The organism is Geodermatophilus sp. CPCC 205761 (assembly GCF_051383655.1).
GTDB lineage: Bacteria > Actinomycetota > Actinomycetes > Mycobacteriales > Geodermatophilaceae > Geodermatophilus.
This window is the reverse complement of record NZ_JALPKQ010000025.1, coordinates 1-24,554: the sequence shown is the minus strand read 5'-3', so window position 1 is coordinate 24,554 and position 24,554 is coordinate 1. Positions and strand designations below refer to the sequence as shown.

General features: G+C 74.1%; 23 protein-coding genes, 1 tRNA gene and 1 pseudogene. 10 read left to right on the top strand and 15 right to left on the bottom strand.

What is annotated here, in order from left to right:
- The first annotated feature begins 45 nt into the window (after nt 1-45).
- Nucleotides 46-459 (top strand): hypothetical protein, encoded by a 414-nt coding sequence (locus tag MY526_RS15950; RefSeq protein ID WP_436704448.1) that lies wholly within the window; start codon nt 46-48, stop codon nt 457-459.
- Nucleotides 460-571: 112 nt separating this feature from the next.
- Here MY526_RS15950 and MY526_RS15945 read toward each other — a convergent pair whose 3' ends face one another.
- On the bottom strand, nt 572-1,444 hold the full coding sequence (locus tag MY526_RS15945) for a Bax inhibitor-1/YccA family membrane protein (RefSeq protein ID WP_436695119.1): 873 nt from the start codon (nt 1,442-1,444) through the stop codon (nt 572-574).
- A 266-nt stretch (nt 1,445-1,710) separates the two neighbouring features.
- Between MY526_RS15945 and MY526_RS15940 the strand changes: the two genes are divergently transcribed.
- From MY526_RS15940 to MY526_RS15920, 5 genes are all read left to right on the top strand, one after another.
- Nucleotides 1,711-2,796, top strand: coding sequence for a multicopper oxidase domain-containing protein (locus MY526_RS15940; protein ID WP_436695117.1), 1,086 nt, complete (start codon nt 1,711-1,713; stop codon nt 2,794-2,796).
- Between the two features lie 17 nt (nt 2,797-2,813).
- Nucleotides 2,814-3,809 (top strand): multicopper oxidase domain-containing protein, encoded by a 996-nt coding sequence (locus tag MY526_RS15935; RefSeq protein WP_436695115.1) that lies wholly within the window; start codon nt 2,814-2,816, stop codon nt 3,807-3,809.
- An 18-nt stretch (nt 3,810-3,827) separates the two neighbouring features.
- A complete protein-coding gene (locus tag MY526_RS15930) occupies nt 3,828-4,292 on the top strand; it encodes a hypothetical protein (protein ID WP_436695113.1) in 465 nt (154 codons plus the stop codon).
- Nucleotides 4,293-4,454: 162 nt separating this feature from the next.
- Nucleotides 4,455-5,015, top strand: coding sequence for a dihydrofolate reductase family protein (locus MY526_RS15925; protein ID WP_436695111.1), 561 nt, complete (start codon nt 4,455-4,457; stop codon nt 5,013-5,015).
- Nucleotides 5,016-5,304: 289 nt separating this feature from the next.
- Nucleotides 5,305-5,952, top strand: coding sequence for a LuxR C-terminal-related transcriptional regulator (locus tag MY526_RS15920; RefSeq protein WP_436704446.1), 648 nt, complete (start codon nt 5,305-5,307; stop codon nt 5,950-5,952).
- A 10-nt stretch (nt 5,953-5,962) separates the two neighbouring features.
- Here MY526_RS15920 and MY526_RS15915 read toward each other — a convergent pair.
- From MY526_RS15915 to MY526_RS15905, 3 genes are all read right to left on the bottom strand, one after another.
- Nucleotides 5,963-6,036 (bottom strand) — tRNA-Leu (locus tag MY526_RS15915).
- Between the two features lie 46 nt (nt 6,037-6,082).
- On the bottom strand, nt 6,083-7,462 hold the full coding sequence (locus MY526_RS15910; protein ID WP_436695109.1) for an NAD(P)/FAD-dependent oxidoreductase: 1,380 nt from the start codon (nt 7,460-7,462) through the stop codon (nt 6,083-6,085).
- Nucleotides 7,463-7,471: 9 nt separating this feature from the next.
- Nucleotides 7,472-8,257, bottom strand: coding sequence for a uracil-DNA glycosylase (locus MY526_RS15905; protein WP_436695107.1), 786 nt, complete (start codon nt 8,255-8,257; stop codon nt 7,472-7,474).
- 59 nt (nt 8,258-8,316) lie between these two features.
- Here MY526_RS15905 and MY526_RS15900 point away from each other — a divergent pair, with 59 nt between their 5' ends.
- Nucleotides 8,317-8,625 (top strand): DUF4235 domain-containing protein, encoded by a 309-nt coding sequence (locus MY526_RS15900; RefSeq protein WP_436695105.1) that lies wholly within the window; start codon nt 8,317-8,319, stop codon nt 8,623-8,625.
- Between the two features lies 1 nt (nt 8,626).
- On the opposite strand, the gene MY526_RS15895 is transcribed toward MY526_RS15900, so the two are convergent.
- The 4 genes from MY526_RS15895 to eno are packed head-to-tail and all read right to left on the bottom strand — an operon-like array spanning nt 8,627 to nt 11,955.
- The gene (locus MY526_RS15895; protein WP_436695103.1) at nt 8,627-9,577 is read right to left on the bottom strand and encodes a Ppx/GppA phosphatase family protein; all 951 of its coding nucleotides are present in this window, start codon (nt 9,575-9,577) and stop codon (nt 8,627-8,629) included.
- A complete protein-coding gene (locus MY526_RS15890) occupies nt 9,574-10,080 on the bottom strand; it encodes a DUF501 domain-containing protein (protein ID WP_436695101.1) in 507 nt (168 codons plus the stop codon). The genes MY526_RS15895 and MY526_RS15890 overlap by 4 nt, the downstream gene beginning before the upstream one ends.
- Complete coding sequence (locus MY526_RS15885) at nt 10,077-10,661, bottom strand: septum formation initiator family protein (RefSeq protein WP_436695099.1); 585 nt, start codon at nt 10,659-10,661, stop codon at nt 10,077-10,079. The genes MY526_RS15890 and MY526_RS15885 overlap by 4 nt, the downstream gene beginning before the upstream one ends.
- Before the next feature lie 13 nt (nt 10,662-10,674).
- A complete protein-coding gene (gene eno, locus MY526_RS15880; RefSeq protein WP_436695097.1) occupies nt 10,675-11,955 on the bottom strand; it encodes a phosphopyruvate hydratase in 1,281 nt (426 codons plus the stop codon).
- A 169-nt stretch (nt 11,956-12,124) separates the two neighbouring features.
- Here eno and MY526_RS15875 point away from each other — a divergent pair, with 169 nt between their 5' ends.
- Nucleotides 12,125-12,688 (top strand): dihydrofolate reductase family protein, encoded by a 564-nt coding sequence (locus MY526_RS15875; protein WP_436695095.1) that lies wholly within the window; start codon nt 12,125-12,127, stop codon nt 12,686-12,688.
- 59 nt (nt 12,689-12,747) lie between these two features.
- Here MY526_RS15875 and MY526_RS15870 read toward each other — a convergent pair whose 3' ends face one another.
- From MY526_RS15870 to mfd, 5 genes and pseudogenes are all read right to left on the bottom strand, one after another.
- A complete protein-coding gene (locus MY526_RS15870) occupies nt 12,748-13,224 on the bottom strand; it encodes an HNH endonuclease signature motif containing protein (protein ID WP_436704444.1) in 477 nt (158 codons plus the stop codon).
- A 391-nt stretch (nt 13,225-13,615) separates the two neighbouring features.
- Nucleotides 13,616-14,251, bottom strand: a pseudogene (locus tag MY526_RS15865) (DUF222 domain-containing protein); the annotation flags it as partial.
- A 683-nt stretch (nt 14,252-14,934) separates the two neighbouring features.
- Nucleotides 14,935-15,837: a MazG family protein gene (locus tag MY526_RS15860; RefSeq protein ID WP_436695091.1), complete on the bottom strand. Its 903-nt coding sequence runs from the start codon at nt 15,835-15,837 to the stop codon at nt 14,935-14,937.
- 4 nt (nt 15,838-15,841) lie between these two features.
- Nucleotides 15,842-16,846: a peptidyl-prolyl cis-trans isomerase gene (locus MY526_RS15855; RefSeq protein ID WP_436695089.1), complete on the bottom strand. Its 1,005-nt coding sequence runs from the start codon at nt 16,844-16,846 to the stop codon at nt 15,842-15,844.
- Between the two features lie 67 nt (nt 16,847-16,913).
- Nucleotides 16,914-20,459 carry a transcription-repair coupling factor gene (mfd, locus tag MY526_RS15850; protein WP_436704442.1) on the bottom strand — a complete coding sequence of 1,182 codons (3,546 nt, stop codon included), beginning with the start codon at nt 20,457-20,459 and terminating at the stop codon, nt 16,914-16,916.
- Nucleotides 20,460-20,690: 231 nt separating this feature from the next.
- Between mfd and MY526_RS15845 the strand changes: the two genes are divergently transcribed.
- The gene (locus tag MY526_RS15845) at nt 20,691-21,572 is read left to right on the top strand and encodes a family 16 glycosylhydrolase (protein ID WP_436704440.1); all 882 of its coding nucleotides are present in this window, start codon (nt 20,691-20,693) and stop codon (nt 21,570-21,572) included.
- A 20-nt stretch (nt 21,573-21,592) separates the two neighbouring features.
- On the opposite strand, the gene MY526_RS15840 is transcribed toward MY526_RS15845, so the two are convergent.
- Nucleotides 21,593-22,468, bottom strand: coding sequence for a transposase (locus tag MY526_RS15840; protein WP_436704438.1), 876 nt, complete (start codon nt 22,466-22,468; stop codon nt 21,593-21,595).
- Between the two features lie 148 nt (nt 22,469-22,616).
- Complete coding sequence (locus MY526_RS15835; protein ID WP_436704437.1) at nt 22,617-23,036, bottom strand: adenylyltransferase/cytidyltransferase family protein; 420 nt, start codon at nt 23,034-23,036, stop codon at nt 22,617-22,619.
- 362 nt (nt 23,037-23,398) lie between these two features.
- On the opposite strand from MY526_RS15835, the gene MY526_RS15830 reads away from it, so the two are divergent.
- On the top strand, nt 23,399-24,554 hold a 1,156-nt coding region (locus tag MY526_RS15830), incomplete at its 3' end, for a YveK family protein (RefSeq protein WP_436704436.1).

The following is a 24,554-nucleotide window of genomic DNA, read 5'->3' as shown; positions in this document are numbered from 1 at the left end:
GACAGGGTCGGCTCACCGGAGTCCGGCCCGCCGAAGGAGGCACCCGTGTCCACCACCAGCCTGTCCCCCACCACCGCCCCCGCCGCGGGTGCCGACGTCACTGCGGCCCGGTTCCTCGCCGGCCTGGCCGTCACGCTGCTGCCGCTGCTGGCCGCCGTGATCGCCCTCGAGCTCGGGTGGCAGGCGTTCGCCGGGGACGCCTGGCCGGTCGCCGGTGCCGTCGCCGTCGGATGGGCGCTCGGCGGCGCGGCCTGGCTGTGCCGCCGCGGCTGGCGGACCGGCGCCGTACTCGTGGTCACCGGTGCGCCGGCGGCCGTGCTGGCCGGACCGGCCGCGCTCGGCTGGCTGTCCCCGGCCGGCCTCGTGCTGTGGGGACCGGTGAGCACCGTGCTGGCCGCGGCGCTGGTGATGGCCGCCGACCCGCTGGGTCCGAACGGCCCGATCCCCGCTCGCGACTGAGCCCCTGAGGAGGTCCCGGGGAGCCCCGAGTCGATCCACCCGCCGGAGAGGCGAGAGCCCGCCCTCCGTTCGGAGGGCGGGCTCCCGTCGTCACCCGCGATGCGGCTGTGGGTCAGTTGTCCTGGAGGTAGGACAGCAGCCGCAGGATCTCCAGGTACAGCCAGACGACGGTCACGAGCAGACCGAAGGCGACGTACCAGGCGAACTTCGCCGGAGCGCCGCGGCGGATCGCCTCGTCGGCCATGTCGAAGTCGAGCAGCAGCGAGAAGGCCGCGACACCGATGACGACGAGGCTGAAGACGATGGCCAGCGGGCCGCCGTCGCGCAGGCCGAGGCCGCCGGGGGTGAAGAAGCTCGCGATCAGGTTGACCAGGACCAACGCCAGGACACCGAACATCGCGCCGACGATCCAGCGGGTCAGCTTCGGCGTGACCCGGATGGCGCCGGTCTTGTAGACGACCAGCATGCCGAAGAAGACACCGAAGGTGCCGATCAGCGCCTGGACGACGATGCCCGGGTAGATGGCGTTGAACGCCTCGCTGATCGCGCCGAGGGCGACGCCGTAGAGCGCGCCGTAGGCCAGCGTGGCGGCCGGGTTGGCGATCTGCTTGAACGCGATCACCAGGCCGAGGACGAACGCGACGAGCACGGCCGGCAGCGCCAGGCCCCAGGCGGCCTGCCCGGGCATCGCCCAGACGGCGGCGGCGGCCAGGACGGTGACGAGGAAGGACAGGCCCGTCTTCTGGACGACGTCGTCCATCGTCATGTAGCGGGTGGTCGGCGGCGCGTACGGCGAACGGGCGTACGGCGACGGCGCGGCGTACGGGTCCTGCGTCGGGGCGCCGTACTGCGGAGCGCCGTACTGGGGCGCCCCGTACTGCGGGGCGCCGTACTGCGGAGCGCCGCCCCACTGGGTGGGCTGCTGGCTGTTGCCGGCGCCCGCGTTCGCGAAGCCCCGGCCGAAGACCGGGTTGTGGCTGGGCATCGTCATCTCCTCGAGGTGACAGGCGGTCGTGGGGTCTACGGTCCTGCACCCCACTCGTGCCGGTCAACGCCTGAGTGGGCGGTTGCGTTCCGGCTCCCCACGGCGGGTCACCCCTCGGGGTCGGAGCGTGCGGCGGCCCGTTCCCCCGAATGGGGGACAGGGACACCCCCTCGTTCGGATTGGTTCCGAAACGGATGGGCGCGGATCGTCGCTGCGAGCAGTCCAGCACCTCGCCAGGCAGCCGACTCCCAGCCCCGGAGCCCCTCATGGACCTCGCAGACACCCCGCTCCCCCGCCGCACGGTGCTCCGGTACGGCTTCGGAGCGGCGGCGACCACACTCCTGGCGAGCGCCGGCCTGCTCGCGTCGGCCGAGCGAGCCGCCGCCGACGTCGTCAACGCCCAGCTCCACGCGCTGAACGGCGAGCGCATCATGATCGACGGCCTGATCGTCCCGGTCCTCGGCTTCGGCAGCACCGCGCAGCGGGCCGAGATCCCCGGCGGCCGGCTCGAGGTTCAGACCGGCGACACGGTGAACGTGACGATCACCAACGGCACCACGCGCCAGGTCGGGCTCGCCGTTCCCGGCGTCCCCGGCGTCGACCCCGCTCCCGTCCCACCGGGGACCAGCCGCACCGTCTCGTTCAGCGCACCGTCCCGGCCGGGCACGTTCTCCTACGTCGGCACGATCGACGGCAGCGCCGACACCGGCCGGGCGCTGGGGACCACCGGAGCCCTCGTCGTCCGGTCCCGGGAGGACCCGAGGTCCATCGAGGCCAACTTCCCCGGCTTCCTGGGCCGGGCGCGCCGCCAGCCGCTGTTCGGCAACCAGCAGGCGGCGATCCCGACCGAGATCGTCCAGGAGCGCACCTGGCTGTTCGCCGAGCTGAACCCGGCCACCGCCCGGGATCTCGCCGGCGGGCGGGTCGCTCTCCCCAGCGACCCCGAACCCGAGTACTTCCTCATCAACGGGATCAGCGGGATGTTGGCGGTCGAGGACCCCGCCACGTTCCTCGAGGGCCGGGCGGGGTCACTGCTCACGCCCGGGGACGCCACGCTCGTCCGCATGATCAACACCGGCCGGGCGCCGCGGTCGGTGCACTTCCACGGCAACCACATCTGGGTGCTCAGCCACCCGGATACACCGTGGATCGTCGGCGCCAACAAGGACACGGTGCGCGTCCCCCCGGGCACCGTCGTGGACGTGCTGTTCCCGTTCAACACCCCGCCGGACTCGCTCCCCGTGGTCGACCGGGCCCAGAAGTACGTGGTCCACGACCACATCGAGATGGCCGAGACCGCCAGCGGTGGCCACTACGCCGGCGGCATGGTCTCCGAAGCCGTCTTCGACTGAGGAAGGAGCTGATCAGCATGGCCGGAGGACTCGTCCCCATCGACCAGAACCGCCCGGCGGACCTCACCCAGTCCACGCACTTCGGGCACAACTACCCGGAGGCCGGCCCCGAGACCCCGGGGCGGGTCCGGCCTGACGTGGCCTTCGTGCGCAAGGTCTTCAACGACAAGCTGGAGTTCTCGGACGGGGAGGACGTCGAGTTCTGGGCGTTCAAGGACCCGGACGACGACAAGCCCTTTCCCTCGACGCCGATCCGGGTCCGCCAGGGTCAGGTGGTCCACGTGACGATCGAGCCGTCGATCAACCGGCACACGATCCACCACCACGGCATCGAGCCGTCCACCTACAACGACGGGGTCCCGGACACGTCGTTCACCGTCAGCGGCGACTACACCTACCAGTGGCGGGCCGCGCGGGCCGGCACGTTCTTCTACCACTGCCACCGCAACGCCCCGCTGCACGTGCAGATGGGCATGTTCGGCTACCTGGTGATCGACCCGCCGACCGGGCCCGGGACGTTGTACGTCGGCGGCCCGCAGTACGACGTCGAGGCGATGTGGGCGACCTACGACATCGACCCGTCCTGGCGCGACTACAACCACGCCTCCGGCGAGGAGAACGCGATCGCCGACCGCACCCGGCTCAACCGCTTCCGTCCGCGCTACTTCACGATCAACGGCGTCGACGCCCGGCGGTCGCGGAACAGCGCGAAGACGACGGTGCGGGCCCGGGTCGGCCAGCGGGTTCTCCTGCGGCACCTGACCGGCGCGTACTTCGTCAACGTCGTCCGGTTCCCGGCCGCCCTGGAGCCGGTCGCGCACATGTCCGACGGCGAGCTGCTCCCCGCGCCGACGCCGCTGCCGGGCAACGTGCTCACGACGACCACGGCCGAGCGCTACGACCTGATCCTCACCCCGAGGACCACGGGGACGCACACCGTGACCTACGAGTTCCGGCACTGGCTCACCGGCGCCCTCGCCGGCACGGCCACCGCCCACGTGATCGTGACCTGACCGGACGGAGACGACGTCATGCGCACCTGGAACAGGACGACGGTCATCGGGGCGGCCGCCGGGTTGGCCCTGGCGGCCACCGCGACGACGACCCTGGCCGCGGCCCTGGCGGACGACGGCCGGCACCTCGAGGCCGACTTCACCAACGGCGGGCACGCCTGGCTGGAGCTCGAGGACCGCAACGTCGTGCCCGCGATCTGCTTCGTCTGGGACAACGACGCCCCCCAGGACGGGGACAGCATCGAGAGCCGGATCCTGACCCGCGACGGTGCTGAAGCGGTGTATCTGGGCATCAGCGACCAGTGGGTCGACGGTGGTGGGTCCGGCTGCGAGGTGATGCGGGAGGACCAGGAGTTCCGGGACGTGTTCGAGGACCCGGACCAGTACGTCGTGGAGGTCCGGGTCGTGGAGAACCAGGGAACGCCGGTGACTCCCCCCTTCCGGTCCGGGCCGCTGGAGCTCACCGACGGCACGTCCGGGTGAGCCGCACGGTGGGGTGCTGCGCGGCGAGAACGGCGCGATCAGCAGCTCGGCCGATGTCGGCCCGGCGGCACCGCCGGCTGATCGATGAGTTCCGCGCCTGCGTGCGGTCAGAGCCTCCAGGACCTGCTGAGAGACTCCCGCACCCGTACGCGGAGGAGACGCATGGCCAAGCTGATCTACTCGATGATCACCTCGCTGGACGGCTACGCCGAGGCGGCGGAGGGCGACATCGGCACCGGCGCGGCCGACGACGAGGAGGTGCACACCTTCATCGGCGACGTCTTCCGCCCGGTCCGCACGTACCTCTACGGCCGGCGCATGTACGAGACGATGGTCTTCTGGGAGACCGCGCACACCCTGCCCGACGCGCCACCGCACATCGTGCAGTACGCCCGGGACTGGCAGGCCGCCGAGAAGATCGTCTACTCCACGACGCTGGACTCGGTGTCGAGCGAGAGGACCAGGATCGAGCGGACCTTCGACCCGGACGCGGTGCGCCGGCTCAAGGCCGAGGCCGACCACGACCTCACCGTCGACGGCCCGAACCTGGCCGCCCAGGCGATCGCCGCGGGCCTGGTGGACGAGTACCACCTCTTCGTGACGACCAGCGTGGTCGGTGGCGGCAAGCGGTTCTTCCCCGACGGCGTCCGCCTCGATCTGGAACTGGTCGAGGAACGCGCCTTCGACACCGGTCTGGTCTACGCGCGCTACCGGACCCGCTGAGCCGGCACCTGGCGCCGGTGGGTCGGCAGCGACCCCGCGGGCAGGCGAGAGCGGTCAGCTCCTGACGGTGGGGTGCTAACCGTTGCCCTGACCAGCGGTGGAGCACCGACTTCGGCGGACTTCTGACACGTTTCCGCCGGACTTCTTACACAGCTGACCGACGGCAGGGCGCCAACGGAGGGTCGCGGGCTGGGTTCGCGCCCTTCGGATAGGGGTACGTCAAGGTCCACAACTACAGCGGCCGCCTCTCTCCCGGGCCACCGGAGAGGCGGGCAGCGTGCAATCAAACATGCCGGCGATCCGCGTCTTCCTGGTCGACGCGCACGAAGTCTCCCGGCGCGGAGTCGCCGCGGTGCTGGCAGCCGATCCGCGGATACGCGTGGTCGGCGAGGCCGAATCTGTGGACCAGGCGCGGCGACGCGCCCTGGCCGTGCGGCCGGACGTCGCGGTCGTAGCCGGCGCGCAGCTGTGCGCGGACCTGGGCCTGGTGCTGCCCGGGCTGCGCTGCCTGGTGCTGGGTCAGGACGTCAGCCCCGAGGCGGTGTCCGCCGCCATCCGGGCGGGCGCGTCCGGCTACCTCGTCAAGGACGTGCTTGGCGCGGAGCTCGTGGCCGCGGTGCGCCGGGTGGCCGCCGGCCACACCCTGTTCGTCGCGGCGACGAGCCCGCTGCCCGAGCCCAGCTCCAACGGTCACCACCGGGACCGGTTGACGCTGCTCACCGACCGGGAGGGCCAGTTGCTGCAGCTGCTCGGCGAGGGCATCAGCAACCGCGAGATCGCCGAGCGTCTCCGCCTGGAGGTCAAGACGGTGAAGAACTACGTCACCGCCCTGCTGGCGAAGTTGCAGCTGGCCAACCGCACCCAGGCGGCGGTCCTCGCCACCGAGTTGCGCATCGGCGATGGGGACACGTCAGCATTTCGCCGGACCAACGGCTAGCAACTGACGGTGCCCCCGGTCGGGTTCGAACCGACACTGGGACCCTTTTAAGGGGCCTGCCTCTGCCAGTTGGGCTACGGGGGCCGCCCGGAACGCTAGCGCCGCGGCACGAGCGCACCACGCCGTGTCCTCAGCTGGCCTGGGCGCTCCCCGGCCGGGCCGGGTCGACCGCCGGCGGGGGCAGCTGGCCGGCGCGGCCGGTGTTGGCCGCCGCGACGAACTCGCGGCGCGGGTCCTGGAGCTGGCCCAGCGAGATGACCTCCCGGCGGAACACCGCGGCGAGGGTCCAGTCGGCGACCACCCGCGCCTTGCGGTTGAAGGTCGGCACCCGGCTGACGTGGTAGCTGCGGTGCATGAACCAGGCCGGCCAGCCCTTGAGCTTCACGCCGTAGACCTGCGCCACGCCCTTGTGCAGGCCGAGGCTGGCCACCGACCCGGCGTAGCTGTGCCGGTAGGGCTGGGGCTGCCCGCCGCTGAGCACCGCCACGACGTTGTCGGCGAGCCGCTTGGCCTGCCGGACGGCGTGCTGCGCGTTGGGCGCCGTGGTGGCGCCGGGCTCGCTCTTGGTGAGGTCGGGGACGGAGGCGAGGTCGCCGGCCGACCAGGCGTCCGGCATCCCCGCCACCTGCAGGGTCGGCTCGCAGACCACCCGGCCGCGCTCGTCGAGCGGCAGGTCGGTGGAGGCCAGCATCGGGTTCGGCTTGGTGCCCGCCGTCCAGACGAGGGTGTCGCTGGCGAACTCCTCCCCGTCGGAGAGGCGGACGGTGCAGGAGTCGGAGATCGACTCCAGGCGGGTGTTCAGCCGCACGTCCATGCCCCGCGCGGTGAGCTGCTTGACCGTCCACGCGGCCATGTCCAGGTCGACCTCGGGCAGGATCCGCCCCATCGCCTCGACCAGCACCCAGCGCATGTCGTTCGGCGAGAGCCGCGGGTAGTAGTGGCTGACGGCGTAACGGGCCATGTCCTCGAGCTCGGCGAAGGCCTCGACCCCCGCGTAGCCCCCGCCGACGAAGGTGAAGGTCAGCGCGCGGCGGCGGACCGACGGGTCGTCGGTGGAGCTGGCCGCGTCCAGCCGGGCGAGCACGTGGTTGCGCAGGTAGATGGCCTCGCCGACGTTCTTGAACCCGATGCCGTGCTCGGCCAGCCCGGGGATCGGCAGCGTGCGCGCCACCGAGCCCGCGGCCATGACCAGCACGTCGTAGGTCAGGTCGAACGGCTCGCCCTCGATGGGGGCGATGCGGGCCCGCTTCTCGGCGTGGGTGAGCCCGGTGACCGCGCCGGTGACCACCCGGCAGCGCGGCAGCGTCCGGCGCAGCGGCACCACCACGTGCCGCGGCTCCACCGAGCCGGCCGCCGCTTCGGGCAGGAAGGGCTGGTAGGTCATGTGCGGCTGCGGGTCGACGACGACGATCTCCGCCCGGCCCCGCGACAGCTTCTTCTGCAGCCGGAGGGCGGTGTAGAGGCCGACGTAGCCGCCGCCCACGACCAGGACCACGGGTCGCTGCGCCATGGGGCGAGCCTAGGGGTGCGGCCCGGTCGCCGACACCGTGGCGGCGACCTGGGTGGCCCGGGACAGGACGGCGTCCAGCATCGGTTCGGTGAGCTTGCCGGTGAAGGTGTTCTGCTGGCTGACGTGGTAGCTGCCGAGCAGGGTGAGCGGCCCACGCGGGCCCTCGAGCCGCACCTCCACGCCGTGCCCGAACGCCGGACGCGGCCTCGGCAGCCGGTAGCCGGCCTGGGCGAGCACCGGCCACAGCGCCGTCCAGCCGAAGCCGCCGAGGACGACGACCACCCGCAGCCGCGGCAGCAGCTCCAGCTCCCGGGCCAGCCACGGTGAGCAGGTGTCGCGCTCCTCGGGTGTCGGGGCGTTGGCGGGCGGGGCGCAGCGCACCGCCGCGGCGACCCGGACGCCGGTCAGCTCCAGCCCGTCCCCGATGTGCGTGGACGTCGGCTGGTTGGCCAGCCCGGCCCGCCACAGCGCGGCGAAGATCCAGTCGCCGCTGCGGTCGCCGGTGAAGACCCGGCCGGTGCGGTTCCCGCCGTGCGCCGCCGGCGCCAGCCCGACGACCGCGATCCGGGCGTCGGCCGGCCCCAGCCCGGGCACCGGGCGGCCCCAGTAGTCCTGATCGCGGAAGGAGGCGCGCTTCACCCGGGCCACCTCCTCGCGCCAGGCGACCAGCCGCGGGCAGGCGCGGCAGCCGGAGACCCGGGTGTCGAGGACGGCGAGGTCGCGGGCACCCCGCGCGGAGCGGACGACGCCGGCCGGGCTGCGGGTGACCGGGAAGCCGGCCGGGTCGGTCGCCACGGGGGAAGTGGACCACCCGGGCCGACACGAGGGGCGCCCGGGGCGGCATGATCGCCGCCGTGGCCAGGAAGAAGAAGCAGAAGGCACCGCTGACCTTCAAGCTGCTCGGCACGGGCATGGCGGCCGGCACGGGGATCGCCGTCCGGAAGCTCGCCGACGCGAGCTGGTACGCGGCGCGCGGTTCCGCCCCGCCCAAGAACCCGGCCGCGCCGGGGGTCGGCTGGGGCGAGGCGCTGGCGTGGGCCGCGGTGTCGGGGGTCGCCGTGGCGGCCGGCCGGCTCGCCGCCGCCCGCGGTGCCGCCGCGACCTACCAGTCGCTGACGGGGAAGCTCCCGCCCGGGCTGAACACCGACAGCCCCAGCCCCTGACTCAGCGCCCGGCCAGTCCGAGGGCGATGCCGTCGAGGATGTCGTGCTCGCTGACGACGACGTCGTCGAGGGCGAACGCGTCCATGATCACCCGCAGGATGAGCGAGCCGGCGCCGATGACGTCGACCCGCCCCGGGTGCATCACCGGCTCCGCGGCCCGCCGCTGCCGGGTGGCGGTGAGCAGGCCGGCGGTCACCGACCGGACGCCGGCCACCGGGATGCGCGAGCCGTGGATGACCACCGCGTCGTAGGCGGGCAGGCCGAGCGCGAGCGCGGCGACGGTGGTGACCGAGCCGGCCAGCCCGACCAGCGTGGCCGCCTCGTGCACCGGGACCGCGGTCTCGACCTCGGCGAGGGCGGCGCGGATGTCGGCCTCGGCGCGCTGGATCTCGTCGGCGGTGGGCGGGTCGCCGTGCAGGTGCCGCTCGGTGAGCCGGACGCAGCCGACGTCGACCGACCGGGCGGCGCGCACGCCTGCGGAGTCGCCGAGGACGAACTCGGTCGAGCCGCCGCCGATGTCCACGACGAGGTACGGCGGGTGCGGCGCGGGCTGTCCGTGCGCGGCGACCGCGGCGTCGAGCGAGGCGGTGGCCCCGAGGTAGGACAGCCGCGCCTCCTCGTCGCCGGCGACCACGTCGGGCAGCTGCCCGAGCGTCGCCACCACCATGTCCTCGAAGTCGGTGCGGTTGGCGGCGTCCCGGCTGGCGCTGGTCGCGACCATGCGCACGTCGGTGGCGCCGAGCTCCCGCGCCCGGGCGGCGTACTCGGCCAGCACGACCCGGGTCCGTTCGATCGCCTCGGGTGCCAGCCGGCCGGTGGCATCGACGCCCTGGCCCAGCCGGACGACCTCCATCCGGCGCAGCAGGTCGGTGTGCGGTCCCTGGACGGGCACGTCGGCGACCAGCAGGCGGATGGAGTTGGTGCCGCAGTCGATCGCCGCGACGCGGGTCACGCGCTCTCCTCGGGTTCGGGCCGGGCGCAGGGGCCGTTCGCCCACCACTGCCCCATCTCGGCGACCGCGCGGTCGCCGATCGGGTTGACGCCGGGGCCGGCGGCGAGCGCGTGCCCGGCCAGCGCGTGCAGGCACTTGACCCGGTCGGGCATGCCCCCGGCGGTGTGGCGGGTGGGCAGCACGTCGAGGGCGTCGCGCTCGGCGAGGTAGGCCTCGTGCGCGGCCCGGTACCGGGCGGCCAGCTGGGGGTCGGTGCCGAGCTCGTGCTGCCACTCGCGCATCCGGCCGGCCGACTCCAGCCGGCTGGCGGCGGCCGAGGCGCGCGGGCAGGTCAGGTAGTACAGCGTGGGGAACGGCGTGCCGTCCTCCAGCCGCGGGGCGGTCTCGACGACGTCCGGCTGGCCGCAGGGACAGCGGTGCGCCACGGCGCGGACGGCACGCGGCGGCCGGCCCAGCTGACGGGACACGATCTCCCGCTCCACCGGGGTCACCGGTTCCTTCACTCGCTCGGCTCCTCGTCGCCGTCGGCATCGGCGACCGACTGCAGCAGCGCCTCGTACCAGGGCAGCTCGCCGTCCTCCGGCTCGGGGACGGTGCCGGCGTCGCCCTCGACCGCCGCTCCGTCGACGACGACGAGCAGCCGGTCACCGGGCAGCACGTAGGTCAGCCGTTCGCGGGCCTCCCGGGCGGTGAACGCCGGGTCGTCCTGGCGCTCCAGCTCCTCCTGGAGGTCCTCGATCCGCTGGTCGAGCGCGGTGCCCTCGGCGGCGAGGGCGGTCAGCTCGGCGCGGCCGGCGAGGTACTGCCTTATCGGCCCGGCGAGGGTCAGGGCGAGCAGCAGCACCAGCCCGACCAGGACCACCGCCCGGCCGGTGAACAGCGGGCGGCGCGGCGCGCCGCCGGACGGCGCCGGGCGCGCGGTGCGCCGCTTCGACCGCCGGGGCTCCGGCCGGCTGCCCGCACCGGAGCGGGAGCCGGCCGGTACCGGTCGGGACGCCGCGTTCGTGAGCGGCCGCCCGGTGGTGCGCCGCCGGGCGGGAGGGACGGCGCCCGCCCCGCCGCGGCGACCGCGCGCCGCGCTCATCGGGCGGAGGAGCTCATCGGTCGGTCAGCCGCGGGAACGCACCCGCACCCGCGTAGCGGGCGGCGTCGTCGAGCTCCTCCTCGATGCGCAGCAGCTGGTTGTACTTCGCCACACGCTCGCTGCGCGCGGGCGCACCGGTCTTGATCTGCCCGCAGTCGGTGGCCACGGCCAGGTCGGCGATCGTGGTGTCCTCGGTCTCGCCCGAGCGGTGGCTCATCATGCAGCGGTAGCCACTGCGGTGGGCCAGGTTCACCGCGTCCAGGGTCTCGGTGAGCGTGCCGATCTGGTTGACCTTCACCAGCAGCGCGTTGGCGGCCTTGCGGGAGATGCCGTCGGCGAGCCGGGCCGGGTTGGTGACGAACAGGTCGTCGCCGACCAGCTGGACGCGCTCGCCGATCGCCGAGGTCAGCGCGATCCAGCCGTCCCAGTCGTCCTCGGACAGCGGGTCCTCGATCGAGACGATCGGGTACGAGTCGACCAGCTCGCGGTAGTAGTCGATGAGGAACTCCGCCGGGCGGCGCTGCCCCTCGAAGTCGTAGCCGCCGTCGGTGTGGAACTCGGTGGCCGCGACGTCGAGCGCCAGCCCGATGTCGTCGCCGAGGGTGTAGCCGGCCTTCTCCACGGCCTCGGCGATCAGGTCGAGGGCGTCGCGGTTGCTCGGCAGGTCGGGGGCGAAGCCGCCCTCGTCGCCCAGGCCGGTGGCCAGGCCGCGGCCCTTCAGCACCGACTTGAGGGCGTGGTAGGTCTCGGCGCCCATGGCCAGCGCCTCGGCGAACGTCGCCGCGCCGATCGGGGCGATCATGAACTCCTGGACGTCGACGTTGCTGTCGGCATGGGCCCCGCCGTTGACGATGTTCATCATCGGGACCGGCAGCAGGTGGGCCGACGGGCCGCCGACGTAGCGGAACAGCGGCAGGCCGGAGGAGTCGGCGGCGGCGCGGGCCACCGCGAGGCTCACGCCGAGGAGGGCGTTGGCGCCGAGGCGGGACTTGTCCGGCGTCCCGTCGAGGTCGATCAGCCGCTGGTCGACCAGCCGCTGCTCGCTGGCGTCGTAGCCCACCAGCTCGGGGCCGATGACGTCCAGCACGCCGTCGACGGCCTTGGTCACCCCCTTGCCGCCGTAGCGCTCACCTCCGTCGCGCAGCTCCACGGCCTCGAAGGCGCCGGTCGAGGCGCCACTGGGGACCGCCGCGCGGGCGATCGTCCCGTCGTCGAGGGCGACCTCGACCTCCACGGTGGGGTTTCCGCGCGAGTCGAGGATCTCCCGCGCGCCTACGGCGTCGATGCTGGGCACGGGTGGAGCCTAGCCAGCCCGCCCGGAACCGCTCACCAGCCGCGCGCCAGTGCGAGCGAGACCTCTGCCCCGCGCACCGATGAGAACCGGCGTCCGCCATCGTCTCCTCAGCAACGACCACCCGACCGGCGCGTGAGCCCGCGCCGGCCGACCAGCTGAGGAGCAGGCAATGGGCGCGATCAAGGTGCACGAGTTCACCACCGTCGACGGTGTCGTGGACGCACCCATGTGGACGATGGACTACGGCTTCCCCGACGACCTGGCCACCTCCATCGGCGGCCTCACCGCCTCGTCGTCGGGCATCCTCCTCGGCCGCACCACCTTCGAGATGTTCGCGCCGGCCTGGTCGACCCGGACCGTGGAGGACGACCCGGGAGCTCCGTTCTTCAACGAGACCCGCAAGTACGTCGTGTCCTCCACCCTCGCCGACGCCGAGGCCGTGTGGTCCAACTCGACGGTGGTCGGCGGCTACGACGCCGAGCGTCTGCGGGCGCTCAAGATCGAGGAGGCCGGTGACCTCTACGTGAGCGGCAGCGCGACGCTCGTGCGGGCCCTGCTGGCCGACGGCCTGGTCGACGAGCTGCATCTGTACGTCTACCCCGTCGCCGTCGGGACGGGCATCCGGCTGTTCCCCGACGGCGCACCGCGGACGCCACTGTCGCTTCTCGGTGCCGAGCGCCTGAGCAACGGGGTGGCGCACTTGACCTACGGTCCGGCGCCCTCCGCCGGCTGAGTGCCGCGCGCCGGTGGGCCGGGCTCCCGCCTCGGGGGTCGGGCCCACCGGCGCGGACCCTAGTAGGGCGGGAGGTCGAGGTCGGTGCCGAACCGCGGTGGGTGACTGACCAGGACCTCGCCGTTGGGCATGGTGACCGCCAGCCCGCCGTCGTCGGCCTCGTCGAAGCGCCAGCCCGGAGCCTGGTGCTTGAGCCGGTGATGGTGCTCGCACAGACAGCAGAGGTTGTGGTGGGCGGTGGGCCCCTCGGGCCACTCGAGCCGGTGGTCCAGGTCGCACGTCCGGGCCCGGCGCCGACAGCCCGGGAAGCGGCAGCGCCGGTCGCGCAGCCGGACGAAGCGGTCGAGCACGGCACCGGGCGTGTAGCCGTCGGTCTCCGGTGGCGGGCCGAGCGCCGCACCACGGCGGATGCCCGCGGCGTCGGTGAGCGCCACCAGGCCGCCCCGGAGCTTGTCCACGATGGCGACGTGTGGCCGGTGCGCCAGTGCGGTTCGGTCGAGGTCGCTCACGCCGATCAACGCACCGACGTCCAGCACCGCGCAGCTCCCCGTCGGTCCAGACGCCCTCGAGGACCGCCTCCCTCGCCCCGGCGAGCCCGTCGCGGACCGCGGCCGCGTGCCGTGCCGCAGCCAGCGCGAGCCACTCGGTGAGCGTCCGGTCCGCCACCGGAGTGGGGTCGGGAGGACCGCCCGGTGGTCCCGGTTCAGCAGGTGGGGGCACCGCGGGAATCCGCGGTTCCGGTTCACCGGCGGGTGGGTCGACCGGCGCCGAGGCGGACGGAACCGGCTCCGGCCCGGTCGCCGAGGCGTCGTCCGGCAGCGCGCTCACGTCGGGCGCGGGGCGCGGCAGGAGGCCGAAGGCGTAGCCCAGCTCGCGGACCATCTCGGCCGGCACCACCTGCCCGTCGACCTGCCCCGGCTCGGCGCCGCCGAGCATCGTCTCCAGGGTGGCGACGAGCGTGAGCGCGATGGTGACCGGCGGCATGCCGTGCTCGCCGGGCCGCAGGACGAGGTCCTGCAGGCAGTCGGCCATCCGCTGCTGCTTGGTCCGCTGGTCACCCTCGACGCGCACCTGATCCGCGTAGGCCTCCAGCTGCCGGTAGATCGCCGCCGCGGCCGGCAGCGGCAGGTCGACGGCCACCGTCGCGGTGCCGTCGCGGCGGTCGTGCAGCCGGACACCCCGCCCGCGGATCGCGGCCACCAGCTTGCGTGCCGCGGCCTCGGCGTCCCGGCGCAGCACGATCCGCCGGGCACAGTCGCCGAGTTGCGGCGGGGTCTTGCGGCCCAGCAGACCCAGCACGTGCGCCTCGATCTCGGCGCGCAGGCCGTCGTCCGCGACCGGGCCGACGATCGCGACCATCTGGCGGGCATGGGCCGGGCTCAGGACCCCGCGGGACAGCAGGTCCAGCGTCATCGGGAGGCGCTCGTCGAGCACCAGGGCCTCGGCGAGCTGCACCGTCGCGGCCACGGCGCTGATCCGCAGCGTCGGTGCCACCTCGTCGACCGCCCACTCGCTCACCTCGGTGAGCACTGCCGGCCGAGCCGCGCGGGTGGCTGCTGACATGGCCCCCTGCTCCCCGGGTTGCCGGTCCAGCCGAGCCGCCGGCCGGCAACGGGCGAACTCGGCCAACGACGTCACCATCGCCCCCGTCGCCTGCGCGATCGCGCGCGCCGCCGTCGACGCCCGCTGCAGTGGCTCCGCGCCGGCGTCGAGCAGCCGGCGCAGCTCGGCGAACTCCGCCTCGGCGGCGTCGGCGGTCGGAGCACCGTCGTCGGGCCGACCGCTCGTCGCGTGTGGCCCAGAACCCTCGATGAGCCAGGCGACGCCCCACCGCAGTTCCGGCTGGACGGCGTCGATGACGCACCACTCGCCGACGAGCGCGGAGGTCATCCGCGCCTCGAACCCGGACGGGAGGCCGAGGTCCGCGAGGTCGCGAGAGAGTACGTCGAACACGTGTTCGATCTTAGCAACCGGTGGTGTCGCTGAACAGCGCAGATGCAGCCTGTGGACAGTGTTTGCGACTGTGGAAGGAGCCCTGGTATCGGTGCGGTGGGGACGGATCCACCCCCCACGCCGAGCGCGTCGCCGAGCGGTTCCAGCCGACTCGCCGCACTGCTGACCCTCCCGCCGCGAAGTGCTCCCCGGACGGGGATGGCACCTCGGAGAGGGGGCAGTCGAGCCGTTCGAGCAGGACGAGTGACCTGCTGACGGGCTACACCCGCACCAGCCCCGCAGCCGGGGCGCGGTCATCCCTCGACGGCGGCGTCCAGCTCGCCCGCGTAGCGGCGGACCGCCTCGCGCAGCGCGTCCTCGACGTCCCAGCCGCGCTGGGCCGCGCCGCTGACCACCGCCAGCAGCCGCTCCCCCAGCTCCTCGGGACTGCGGGCCGACAGCTCGGCCGGCTCGGGCACCGGCAGCCCGGCCCGGCCGGCCCGGCGGATCAGCGCGGCGCCCCACGAGGCGGCCGGCTGCGACCGGGCGACGCCCTCCGTGGGCGACCGGCGCTGCTTCTCCGCCTTCTTGATCTCCTCCCAGCCGGCCTCGACCTGGGCGACGTCGCGGGGGCCGGCGTCGCCGAACACGTGCGGGTGCCGGCGGACCAGCTTGTCGACCAGGTCGCCGGCCACCTCGTCGATGGTGAACCGGCGGTCGGGGTCGGCCTCGGCGGCGACGCGGGCGTGGAAGACGACCTGGAGCAGCACGTCGCCGAGCTCCTCGCGCATGGCCGCCGCGTCGTCGTCGACGATCGCGTCGTAGGCCTCGTGCGCCTCCTCCAGCAGGTAGCCGCGCAGCGAGGAGTGCGTCTGCTCGGCGTCCCACGGGCAGCCACCGGGCGAGCGCAGCCGGTCCATGACCGCGACCACGTCGAGCAACCGGGCGCCCGGGGGCAGCGGGGCACCGTCCACGACCTCGTCGGCGTCCACCGCCTCGCCGGACACCAGGGCGACCACCTCGTCGGGGTGGGCGGCCGCCGCGACGGCGTCCGGAACGTCCTCGACCCGCCAGCCCGCGGCGCGCAGCGCCTGCGCCGTGGCCGCCGCGCCCGGCAGCGCCACCACCGGCCGGTCGCCGGCCAGCGCCCGCCAGCCGGCGGGTCCGAGGAGGCCAGGGAGGGACGGGCTGACGGTGACGGCGAGCGCGACGGGCACGCGGTCAGTCTCCGGCAGCCGCCGGACCGGTGTCCCCACCGGCGTCGCCGGCGCCGTCGAGGATGTCCACCACGCCGTCCTCCGCCGGCACGATCGAGCCCTCCTCGATGACGCCGAAGCGCGGGTTGACCGTGATGTCGAGGTCCGCCCGGACCTCGGCGACCAGCTCCTGCGCCGCCTGGTCGCCCGCGGCCTGGGCGTCGGCCTCGAGGTCGGGTCGGACCTCCTCGAAGCTGGGGGCGACCGGCTGGCCCACGAAGACGACGAGGACGCCGGTCACCTCCGGGACCGTGACCGTGAACGCGGTGTTCGGCGCCGCGGTGGTGACCTGGTCGGCGATCGCCGACGGCACCTGGTCCCGGGACCGCGGCTGGACCTGTGCGAGCGTGGTCGCGCCCGGGTACTGCGCCGCGATCGTGGGGTAGGCGGACGGGTCCGCGGTGAGGGTGGCGACCGCGGCGTCGGCGGCGACCTGGTCGGGGACGGTGATGTACCCGAGCGCGACCTGCGACAGCGAGGGCAGCGCCTCCTCGTACCGCGCGCGCAGCTCCTCCTCGCTGACCTCCTCGCTCAGGCCCTCCTCCTCCGCGATCCGCTGGCGCACCAGCTGCTGGCGGACGGTCTCGAAGACGTCGGCCCGGCCCACGCCCTGGCCCGCGGCCTGCTGGTAGAGCGCCTCGGGGTCCTGGTCGCCGATCAGCTCGTCGAGCAGGGCCTGGACCTCGGCGTCGTCCGGGGTGACGCCGAACTGCGCGGCCACCTGGTCGTACACCTCGGCCTGCACCAGCCGGGTGAGGACCAGCCGGGTGTACTCGTCCTCGCGGCCGGCGGTCGCCGCGGCGAGGGCGGGGTCGGCGAGCCGCTCGTCGACCGCCGCCTCCAGCTCGGCGACGGTGACCCGCTCCTCCGCGACGTAGGCCGCGACGTTGGGCGAGGTCCGGCACCCGGCCAGCCCGGCCAGCGCGACCAGGCCGACGGCCAGCGATGCGGTCAGGCGACGCGTCTGCACAGTTGGCGAGGGTGCCACACACGGTGGAACGCACGGCGCAGGCACCGAGCAGATCCGCCGACGGGCCTCAGGACGCCGCGGCGACCGGCACTTCGAGGACGGCGGTCAGCAGCGCGTGCAGGTTCTCCAGCAGGGTGACGTCGCGCAGCGGCGTCCGCCGGTCCGGGCCGACCGGCACCTTGAGGGAGATCGTGTCGACGGCGGCCTTGTAGGTGGCGCCGTCGGCCAGCCGGGCCAGCCGCATCTGCTGCGACTCGCGCAGGGGCACCGGCGAGATCCGGATGGCCCGGCCCTGCATCGACACCTCGGTGACCCCGAAGCGCCGCACCGCCGCGCGGAAGCGGGCGACGGCCAGCAGGTTGAGCACCGGCGCCGGCGGGGCGCCGTAGCGGTCGGTCAGCTCGTCGAGCACCGCCTGCGCCTGCTCGTCGGACTGCACCGACGCCACCTTGCGGTAGGCCTCCATCCGCAGCCGCTCGCCGGGCACGTAGTCGTGCGGGAGGTGCGCGTCGACCGGCAGGTCCACCCGCACGTCGGCCGGCTCGGCCGGGACCTCCTCGCCGGTGACCTGGGCGCGGTAGTCGGCCACCGCCTCGCCGACCAGCCGCACGTACAGGTCGAAGCCGACGCCGGCGATGTGCCCCGACTGCTCGCCGCCGAGCAGGTTCCCCGAACCGCGGATCTCCAGGTCCTTCATCGCCACGGCCATGCCGGCGCCGAGGTCGGTGTTGTGCGCGATCGTGGTCAGCCGGTCCACCGACGTCTCGGTCAGCGGCCGCGACGGGTCGTAGGTGAAGTACGCGTAGGCCCGCTCGCGACCACGACCCACCCGGCCGCGGATCTGGTGCAGCTGGGAGAGGCCGAAGGTGTCGGCGCGGTCGACGACCAGGGTGTTGGCGTTGGGGATGTCCAGGCCGGACTCGACGATCGTCGTCGCCACCAGGACGTCGTACTCCTTCTCCCAGAAGCCGACCATGATCCGCTCGAGCTCGTGCTCCTTCATCTGCCCGTGGCCCACGGCGACCCGCGCCTCGGGGACGAGCCGGCGGATCTTGGCCGCGGCCTTGTCGATCGACTGCACCCGGTTGTGGATGACGAAGACCTGGCCGTCGCGCAGCAGCTCGCGACGGATCGCGGCGGCCATCTGCTTGTCGTCCCACGCGCCGACGTAGGTCAGCACCGGGTGCCGCTCCTCGGGCGGGGTGAGGATCGTCGACATCTCGCGGATGCCGGTCAGCGACATCTCCAGGGTCCGCGGGATCGGGGTGGCCGACATCGACAGGACGTCGACCGCCGTCCGCATCGTCTTCAGGTACTCCTTGTGCTCGACGCCGAACCGCTGCTCCTCGTCGACGACGACCAGGCCGAGGTCCTTGAACCGGGTGGTCGGCTGGAGCAGCCGGTGGGTGCCGACCAGGACGTCGACCTCCCCGGCGGCCAGCTGCCGCAGCGTCTCCGAACTCTCGGCGTCGGACTGGAAGCGGGAGAGCACCTTCACCGTCACCGGGAACTGCGCGAACCGCTCGGAGAAGGTCTTGAAGTGCTGGTTCGCGAGCAGCGTCGTCGGCACCAGGACGGCGACCTGCTTGCCGTCCTGCACCGCCTTGAACGCCGCCCGGACGGCGATCTCGGTCTTCCCGTAGCCGACGTCGCCGCAGATGATCCGGTCCATCGGCACCGGGTTCATCATGTCGGCCTTGACCTCGTCGATCGCGGCCAGCTGGTCGGGGGTCTCGTGGAAGGGGAAGGCGTCCTCGAGCTCGCGCTGCCAGACGGTGTCCGGGCCGAACGCGTGCCCCGTGGTCGCCATCCGCGCCGAGTACAGCCGGATCAGCTCCGCGGCGATCTGCTTGACCGCCCGACGGGCCTGGCCCTTGGTCTTCTGCCAGTCGGCGCCGCCGAGCTTGGACAGCGCCGGGGCCTCTCCGCCCACGTAGCGGGTGAGCTGGTCGAGCGCGTCGGTGGGCACGAACAGCCGGTCCGGCGGCTGGTTCCGCTTCGACGGCGCGTACTCGACGATCAGGTAGTCGCGCTGCCCGCCGTTGACGGTGCGGCTGACCATCTCGATGTACCGGCCGATGCCGTGGTGCTCGTGGACGACGAGGTCCCCGGGCTGCAGCTGGACCAGGTCGACGGCGTTGCGGCGGCGGGCCGGCATCTTCACCGCGTCGCGCATCGAGGTGCCGCGCTGCCCGGTCAGGTCGTGCTCGGTGAGCAGCGCCAGCCCCACGCCCGGGAAGGCGAACCCGGCCTCGAGGTTGCCCTGGGTGATGTGCGTCAGCCGCGGCTCGGGGGCCGTCGCGATGTCCGGGACCAACCGGGCGCCGAGGTCTGCCTCGGCGAACTGGTCGGCGGCGCGCTGGGCGGGGCCGGGCCCGGCGAAGGTGACGACGACCCGCCAGCCCTGGCGCTGCCAGCCGCGCATCTGGTCGATCGCGCGCCCCTGGTCGCCGTGGAACCGCTCGACGGTGGTCGCGTCGAGGGTGACGTGCGTGTCGTCGTCCTCGCTGGCGAGGGTGAACGCGCCGGTGCTCCACCAGGGCAGGCCGCGGCCGCGGGCGGCGGCCTCGACGTCGGCCAGGTCGCGGAAGGACGACGCGCCGAGGTCCAGCGGCGCCTCCCCGGCCTCGGCGGCGGTGGCCCACGAGGCGGCGAGGAACTCCTCGGCGGTGCGCACCAGGTCCGCGGCGCGGCTGCGCACCCGTTCGGGGTCGCACACCAGCACGTGGGTGCCGGTCGGGAGCAGGTCGGTGAGCAGCTGCATCTGCGCCTCGCCCAGCAGCGCCGGGGTCAGCGACTCCATGCCCTCGACGGCGATCCCCTCGGCCAGCTTGCCGAGGATCTCCAGCAGCCCGGGGTGCTGGTGAGCCAGAGCGGCCGCCCGCTCGCGCACCTCGGGGGTGAGCAGCAGCTCGCGGCACGGCGGGGCCCACAGCCGGTCGGGCCGCTCGTCGAGGGAGCGCTGGTCGGCGGCGGAGAAGTAGCGCAGCTCGTCGACCTCGTCGCCCCAGAACTCCACGCGCACGGGGTGCGGCTCGGTCGGCGGGAAGACGTCGAGCAGCCCGCCGCGGACGGCGAACTCGCCGCGCTTCTCCACCAGGTCGACGCGGGTGTAGGCGGCGTCGGTGAGCGCGCGGGCGACGTCCTCCAGCTCGGCGGTGTCCCCGGGCGCGAGCTCGACCGGCACCAGGTCGCCCAGCCCGGGCGTGAGCGGCTGGAGCACGCTGCGCACCGGCGCGACGAGGACGTCGATGACCCCGTTGTCGCCGGGGTGCGTGAGGTCGCGCAGCACGGCCAGCCGGCGACCGACGGTGTCCGCGCGCGGGGACAGCCGCTCGTGCGGCAGCGTCTCCCAGGCGGGGAAGACCTCGGTGCGCCGGCCGGGAAGGAAGCAGCGGAGCTGGTCGGCGACGGCGTCGGCGTCACGCTCCCCCGCCGTCACGACCACCACCGGCACGCCGGCGCCCGGCGCCTGCGCGGCGAGGGCCGCGGCCACCAGCGGCTGGACCGACGGAGGGGCGGTGACCGCCAGCTCCGCGTTCCCGGCCGCGGCCACGACGCGGGCCAGGCCGGGGTCGGTGAGGACGACGTCGAGCACGCCGCGCAGGGACACGGGTGGATCACTCCTGAGAGGCCGGGGCCACACACGACGCGCCGGGTGCGCGGGGGACCGGGGACCCAGGTTAGTCCCGGGATCCGACAGCGGCAGCGGCCGCACGGGAGACGGCCGGCGACGGCCGCTGGACGGCGTCCTCCGATCAGGTGGTCCTGCGCGCCGAGCGCGGACGGAGGGTCACCGTCCGGCAACATCGGGTTCCGACATCGGGTCTCGGAGGGGCGGTACATGCGGTCACGGGGGCAGGGGGCTGCCGCGCGCCTCCCGCGGCTCTACCTGGCGGCGGTGGGGCTGCTCGTGGGGATCACCATCACCGCGGCGCGGGTGGGCGGCTCGCCCGAGGACCCGGCGGAGGGATCGCCGCCGACCCCGTCCCCGCCCGAGGCGGTCGCGCCGTCCGGCTCGGGAACGGTCGCGCCGGCGCCCGCCGACGCCGTGGGCAGCGAGTGGACGCTGACGATCGACCAGGACTTCACCACCCCGGCCGCACCCGGCGAGTTCGACCGGGTCTACCCGGGGTGGGCCGAGTACGACGGCACCCGCGACACGTCCGGGCACGGGCTGTACGACAGCGACCGCGTCGTCTCGGTGTCGGACGGCGTGCTGCGGAAGACGCTGCACACCGAGGACGGCCAGCCGCTGGTCGCCGCCGTCACGCCGGTCCCGCACGTACAGACGTACGGCCGGTACGAGGTCCGCTTCCGCGCCGACGCGCTCCCCGGCTACAAGATCGCCTGGCTGCTGTGGCCGGACGACGACGACTGGCACGACGGGGAGCTCAACTTCCCCGAGGCCTACCTCGACGCCGGCGAGGAGATCCACGGCTTCGCGCACGAGATCGGCCCGAACCCGCACGTCAACGCCTTCATCGCCGACACCGGTCAGACGCTGCTGGAGTGGCACACCGCCGTGATCGAGTGGCGGCCGGACTCCGTGACGTTCGCGCTGGACGGGGTCGAGTACCGGACCACCGACCCGGTGGCCGTTCCGCAGGTGCCGATGTACTGGTCGCTGCAGACCGAGACCAAGCGGGTGGGCCCGGCGGCCGACGTGTCGGGGACGGTGTCCATCGACTACGTGCGGGCCTGGGCCTGGACGCCGCCCGCCTGAGGGCGCGTTATGTGAGTCGCCTATGCGGCGCCGGGGTCGGTGAGATGGACGCGGAGCAGGGTGTGTGCCGCGATGGTGGCGGCGGTGCGGGTCAGCAGCCCCCAGAAGGTGTGTGCGCCGTGGCGGGCCAGGTCCATCCGGTCGGTGATCTCGCCGAAGGTGACCTCGACGCGGTTGCGCCAGCAGGCGATCACCGCCTGCAGCCAACGGGGCATGCCGACGCGTTGGGCCTTGGTCGGTGGGGTGAGTACGGCGGTGCCGCGGGCGGCCTGGTCGGCGGCGAAGGGTCGGCCGTTGAAGCCCTTGTCGGCCAGCAGGTTCCGCGGCGCAGGCCCCAGCTCGAGCAGGTCGGCGGCGGCCTCTCGCTCGGCCGTGGCAGCGGGCACGATGCTCCAGGCGCGCACGATCCGGGAGCCCAGGTCGGTCTTGACTGCGAGCCGGAAGCCGTAGAACCACTCGGCGTGTGCGGCGTCGCGGCCGAAGCGGGCCACCAGATCGTTGGGGCCCGTCCAGCCGTCGGGGCCACGCACCCGAGAGGGGTGCTTGACCGGCAGTGCGGTGGTATCTACCTGGGCGCAGTCATCGGGGGGCACTGCGGCGGCCAGCGTGGCGCGCAGCTGTTCGAAGGCCGCCCACAGCCAGCGGGTGCGCCGGTTGACCTCCGACTGGTGCGGCAGCCGGGGGAACAGGCCCGCCCAGTCGCGGGCTACCTCGGCCAGGAATCCGGCCTCGCTGCGCCGGCCCAGCAGGTGGCGCATCAGCGCGATGGTCAGCAGCTCGGCGTCGCTGCAGGCCGGCGCCGGACCGGGTCGGTGCGGAATGGCGATCTCGCCGGCGGCGACCGCGTCATCGACGAGCACGTACACGTAGACGAACAAGTCCTCAGTGGGAAGCATGAGGGACGCCTCTGCGGGGCGAACGGTCTTCGACAACCGCGTACGTGCCGCAGAGGCGCCCTCATGTCAAGGGATCAGTTGCCGCGAGCAACCCACATAAGGCGCCTGAGGGCCGGCGGGGCCCCAGCCCCGGCCTCGGTGCCCCGCCTCAGGAGGCCAGGACCGCCAGCGCCTTGCGCAGCGCCGTGCTCGAGGTGTGCATCGTGTACGGGAAGTAGCGCACCTCCACGCCGACGGCGGCGAAGTCCCGCTCCAGGCGGTCGCCCTTCGGCGTGCCCCGCCAGTCGTCGCCCTTGAAGATGACGTGGAAGCCGACCTCGCGCCAGGTGTCGATCTTGTCCGGCACGGTCTCGGCGTGGACCGCGTCGACGAAGCGCAGGTTGCGCACGATCTCCAGCCGCTCGGCCAGCGGGACGACGGGCAGCCGGCCCTTGGTCTGCAGCAGCACCTCGTCGGCCACCACGCCGGCCACCAGCCGGTCGCAGTGCTCCGCGGCGTGCTTGAGGATGTTGAGGTGCCCGATGTGGAACAGGTCGTAGGCACCAGGCGCGTAGCCGACCACCGTCATTGCGATCCCCCGATCGTCGCCGCCCCGGCCTCGTGGTGAACGGAGGCCGGATCACCCAGCGTGAGCACCGGGCGCCTCTCATCGGCGTCCGGCTGCGGCAGCAGCGAGGAAGTTAGCCGAACCAGGTCACGCACGGTGACCTCCGGCGAGAGCTTCACCCCTTCCGGTGGCGCGGCCGGCCGCGGCGGGGCCCCGGCGTGCCCCCTCCGGGTGAGGACCGCCCCGGAGGGGGCCGGACCGGCTCCGCGCGCCCCTAGCATCGCGATCGACGAGGCTCCGGGAGCCCGCCGGTGCCGAGCACCGGTCCCCGGCGCATGCACGCCCGCACGAGGGTGCTCGGGCGACGAGCAGGGGGAAGCGACATGGAACTGCGCCACTATCTGGCCGCGCTCCACCGGCACTGGGTGGTGTGGGTCGGCGCGACCGTTCTCGGCGCCCTCGTCGGCGCGCTGGTCGTCGCGGCGACACCCGCGACCTACGAGGCGTCCGCCCGGGTGTTCGTCTCCGTCTCGCCGTCCATCCCGAACAGCGCCGGCTTCGTCCAGCAGCGGATCAAGAGCTATCCGGACGTCGTCGCCAGCGAGTCGGTCCTGGGCCCGGTGAAGGACGACCTGGGGCTCGAGGAGTCCCTCGCCGACCTGCGCGACCGCGTGCGGGCGACCAACCCGGCGGACACCTCGCAGGTCGGGATCACCGTCAGCGGCCGCGACCCGCAGCAGGCCGCGGAGATCGCTGACGCCGTCGCCGAGCAGCTCACGGTGGTCGTCGAGCAGCTGGAGACGCCGGCCTCCGGCAACCGCCCCGTCACGCTGACCGTCACCGACCCCGCCGCGACGCCCACGTCGCCGGTCGCTCCGGTGGCGCTGTTCGTCATCGGCCTGGGCCTGCTCGTCGGCCAGTTCCTGGGGCTCGCCGCCGCGGTGGTCCGCAGCCGGGTGGACACCGCCGTCCACACCCCGGAGGACGTGCGCCGGGCGTGGGGGGCCGACGTCGAGGTCCTGACCCGGCAGCCCGGCCGCGCCGGGCGCAGCGAGATGGCCGGCTCCCCGGCGACGTTCCTGGCCCGGCGGCTCGAGCGGCGGGCCGAGGAGGGCCCGGTCCGCGCCGTCCTGGTCACCCCCGCTCCCGGCGAGCGACCGGCGGTGGCCGCCCTCGCCGACGAGGTCGCCGCCGCGCTGGTCCGGCGCGATGTCGAGGCGACCGTCGCCGCGGCCGCTCAGGACGACGACGGGGCGCGCGTGCGCCTCGAGGTCGCCGATCCGCTGGCCCCCGCGCGGGTGTGGCGGGAGCGCGCCGAGCGCGGCGACGCCGTCGTGCTCGTCCTCCCCGCCGGCCGGGTCGCCGCGGCCGAGCTGCACGAGATGCGCGCCGTCCTCGACGCGGCCGGGATCCGGCCGCTCGCGGTCGCCGTCGTCCCCCGCCACCGCACCCACCCGGCGGCCTCTGCCGGCCCGTCCTCCGCGGCGGCCGGGACCTCCACCCCGGCGGCCGAGCCGTCCGGCCCGGCCGCGGCGCCGG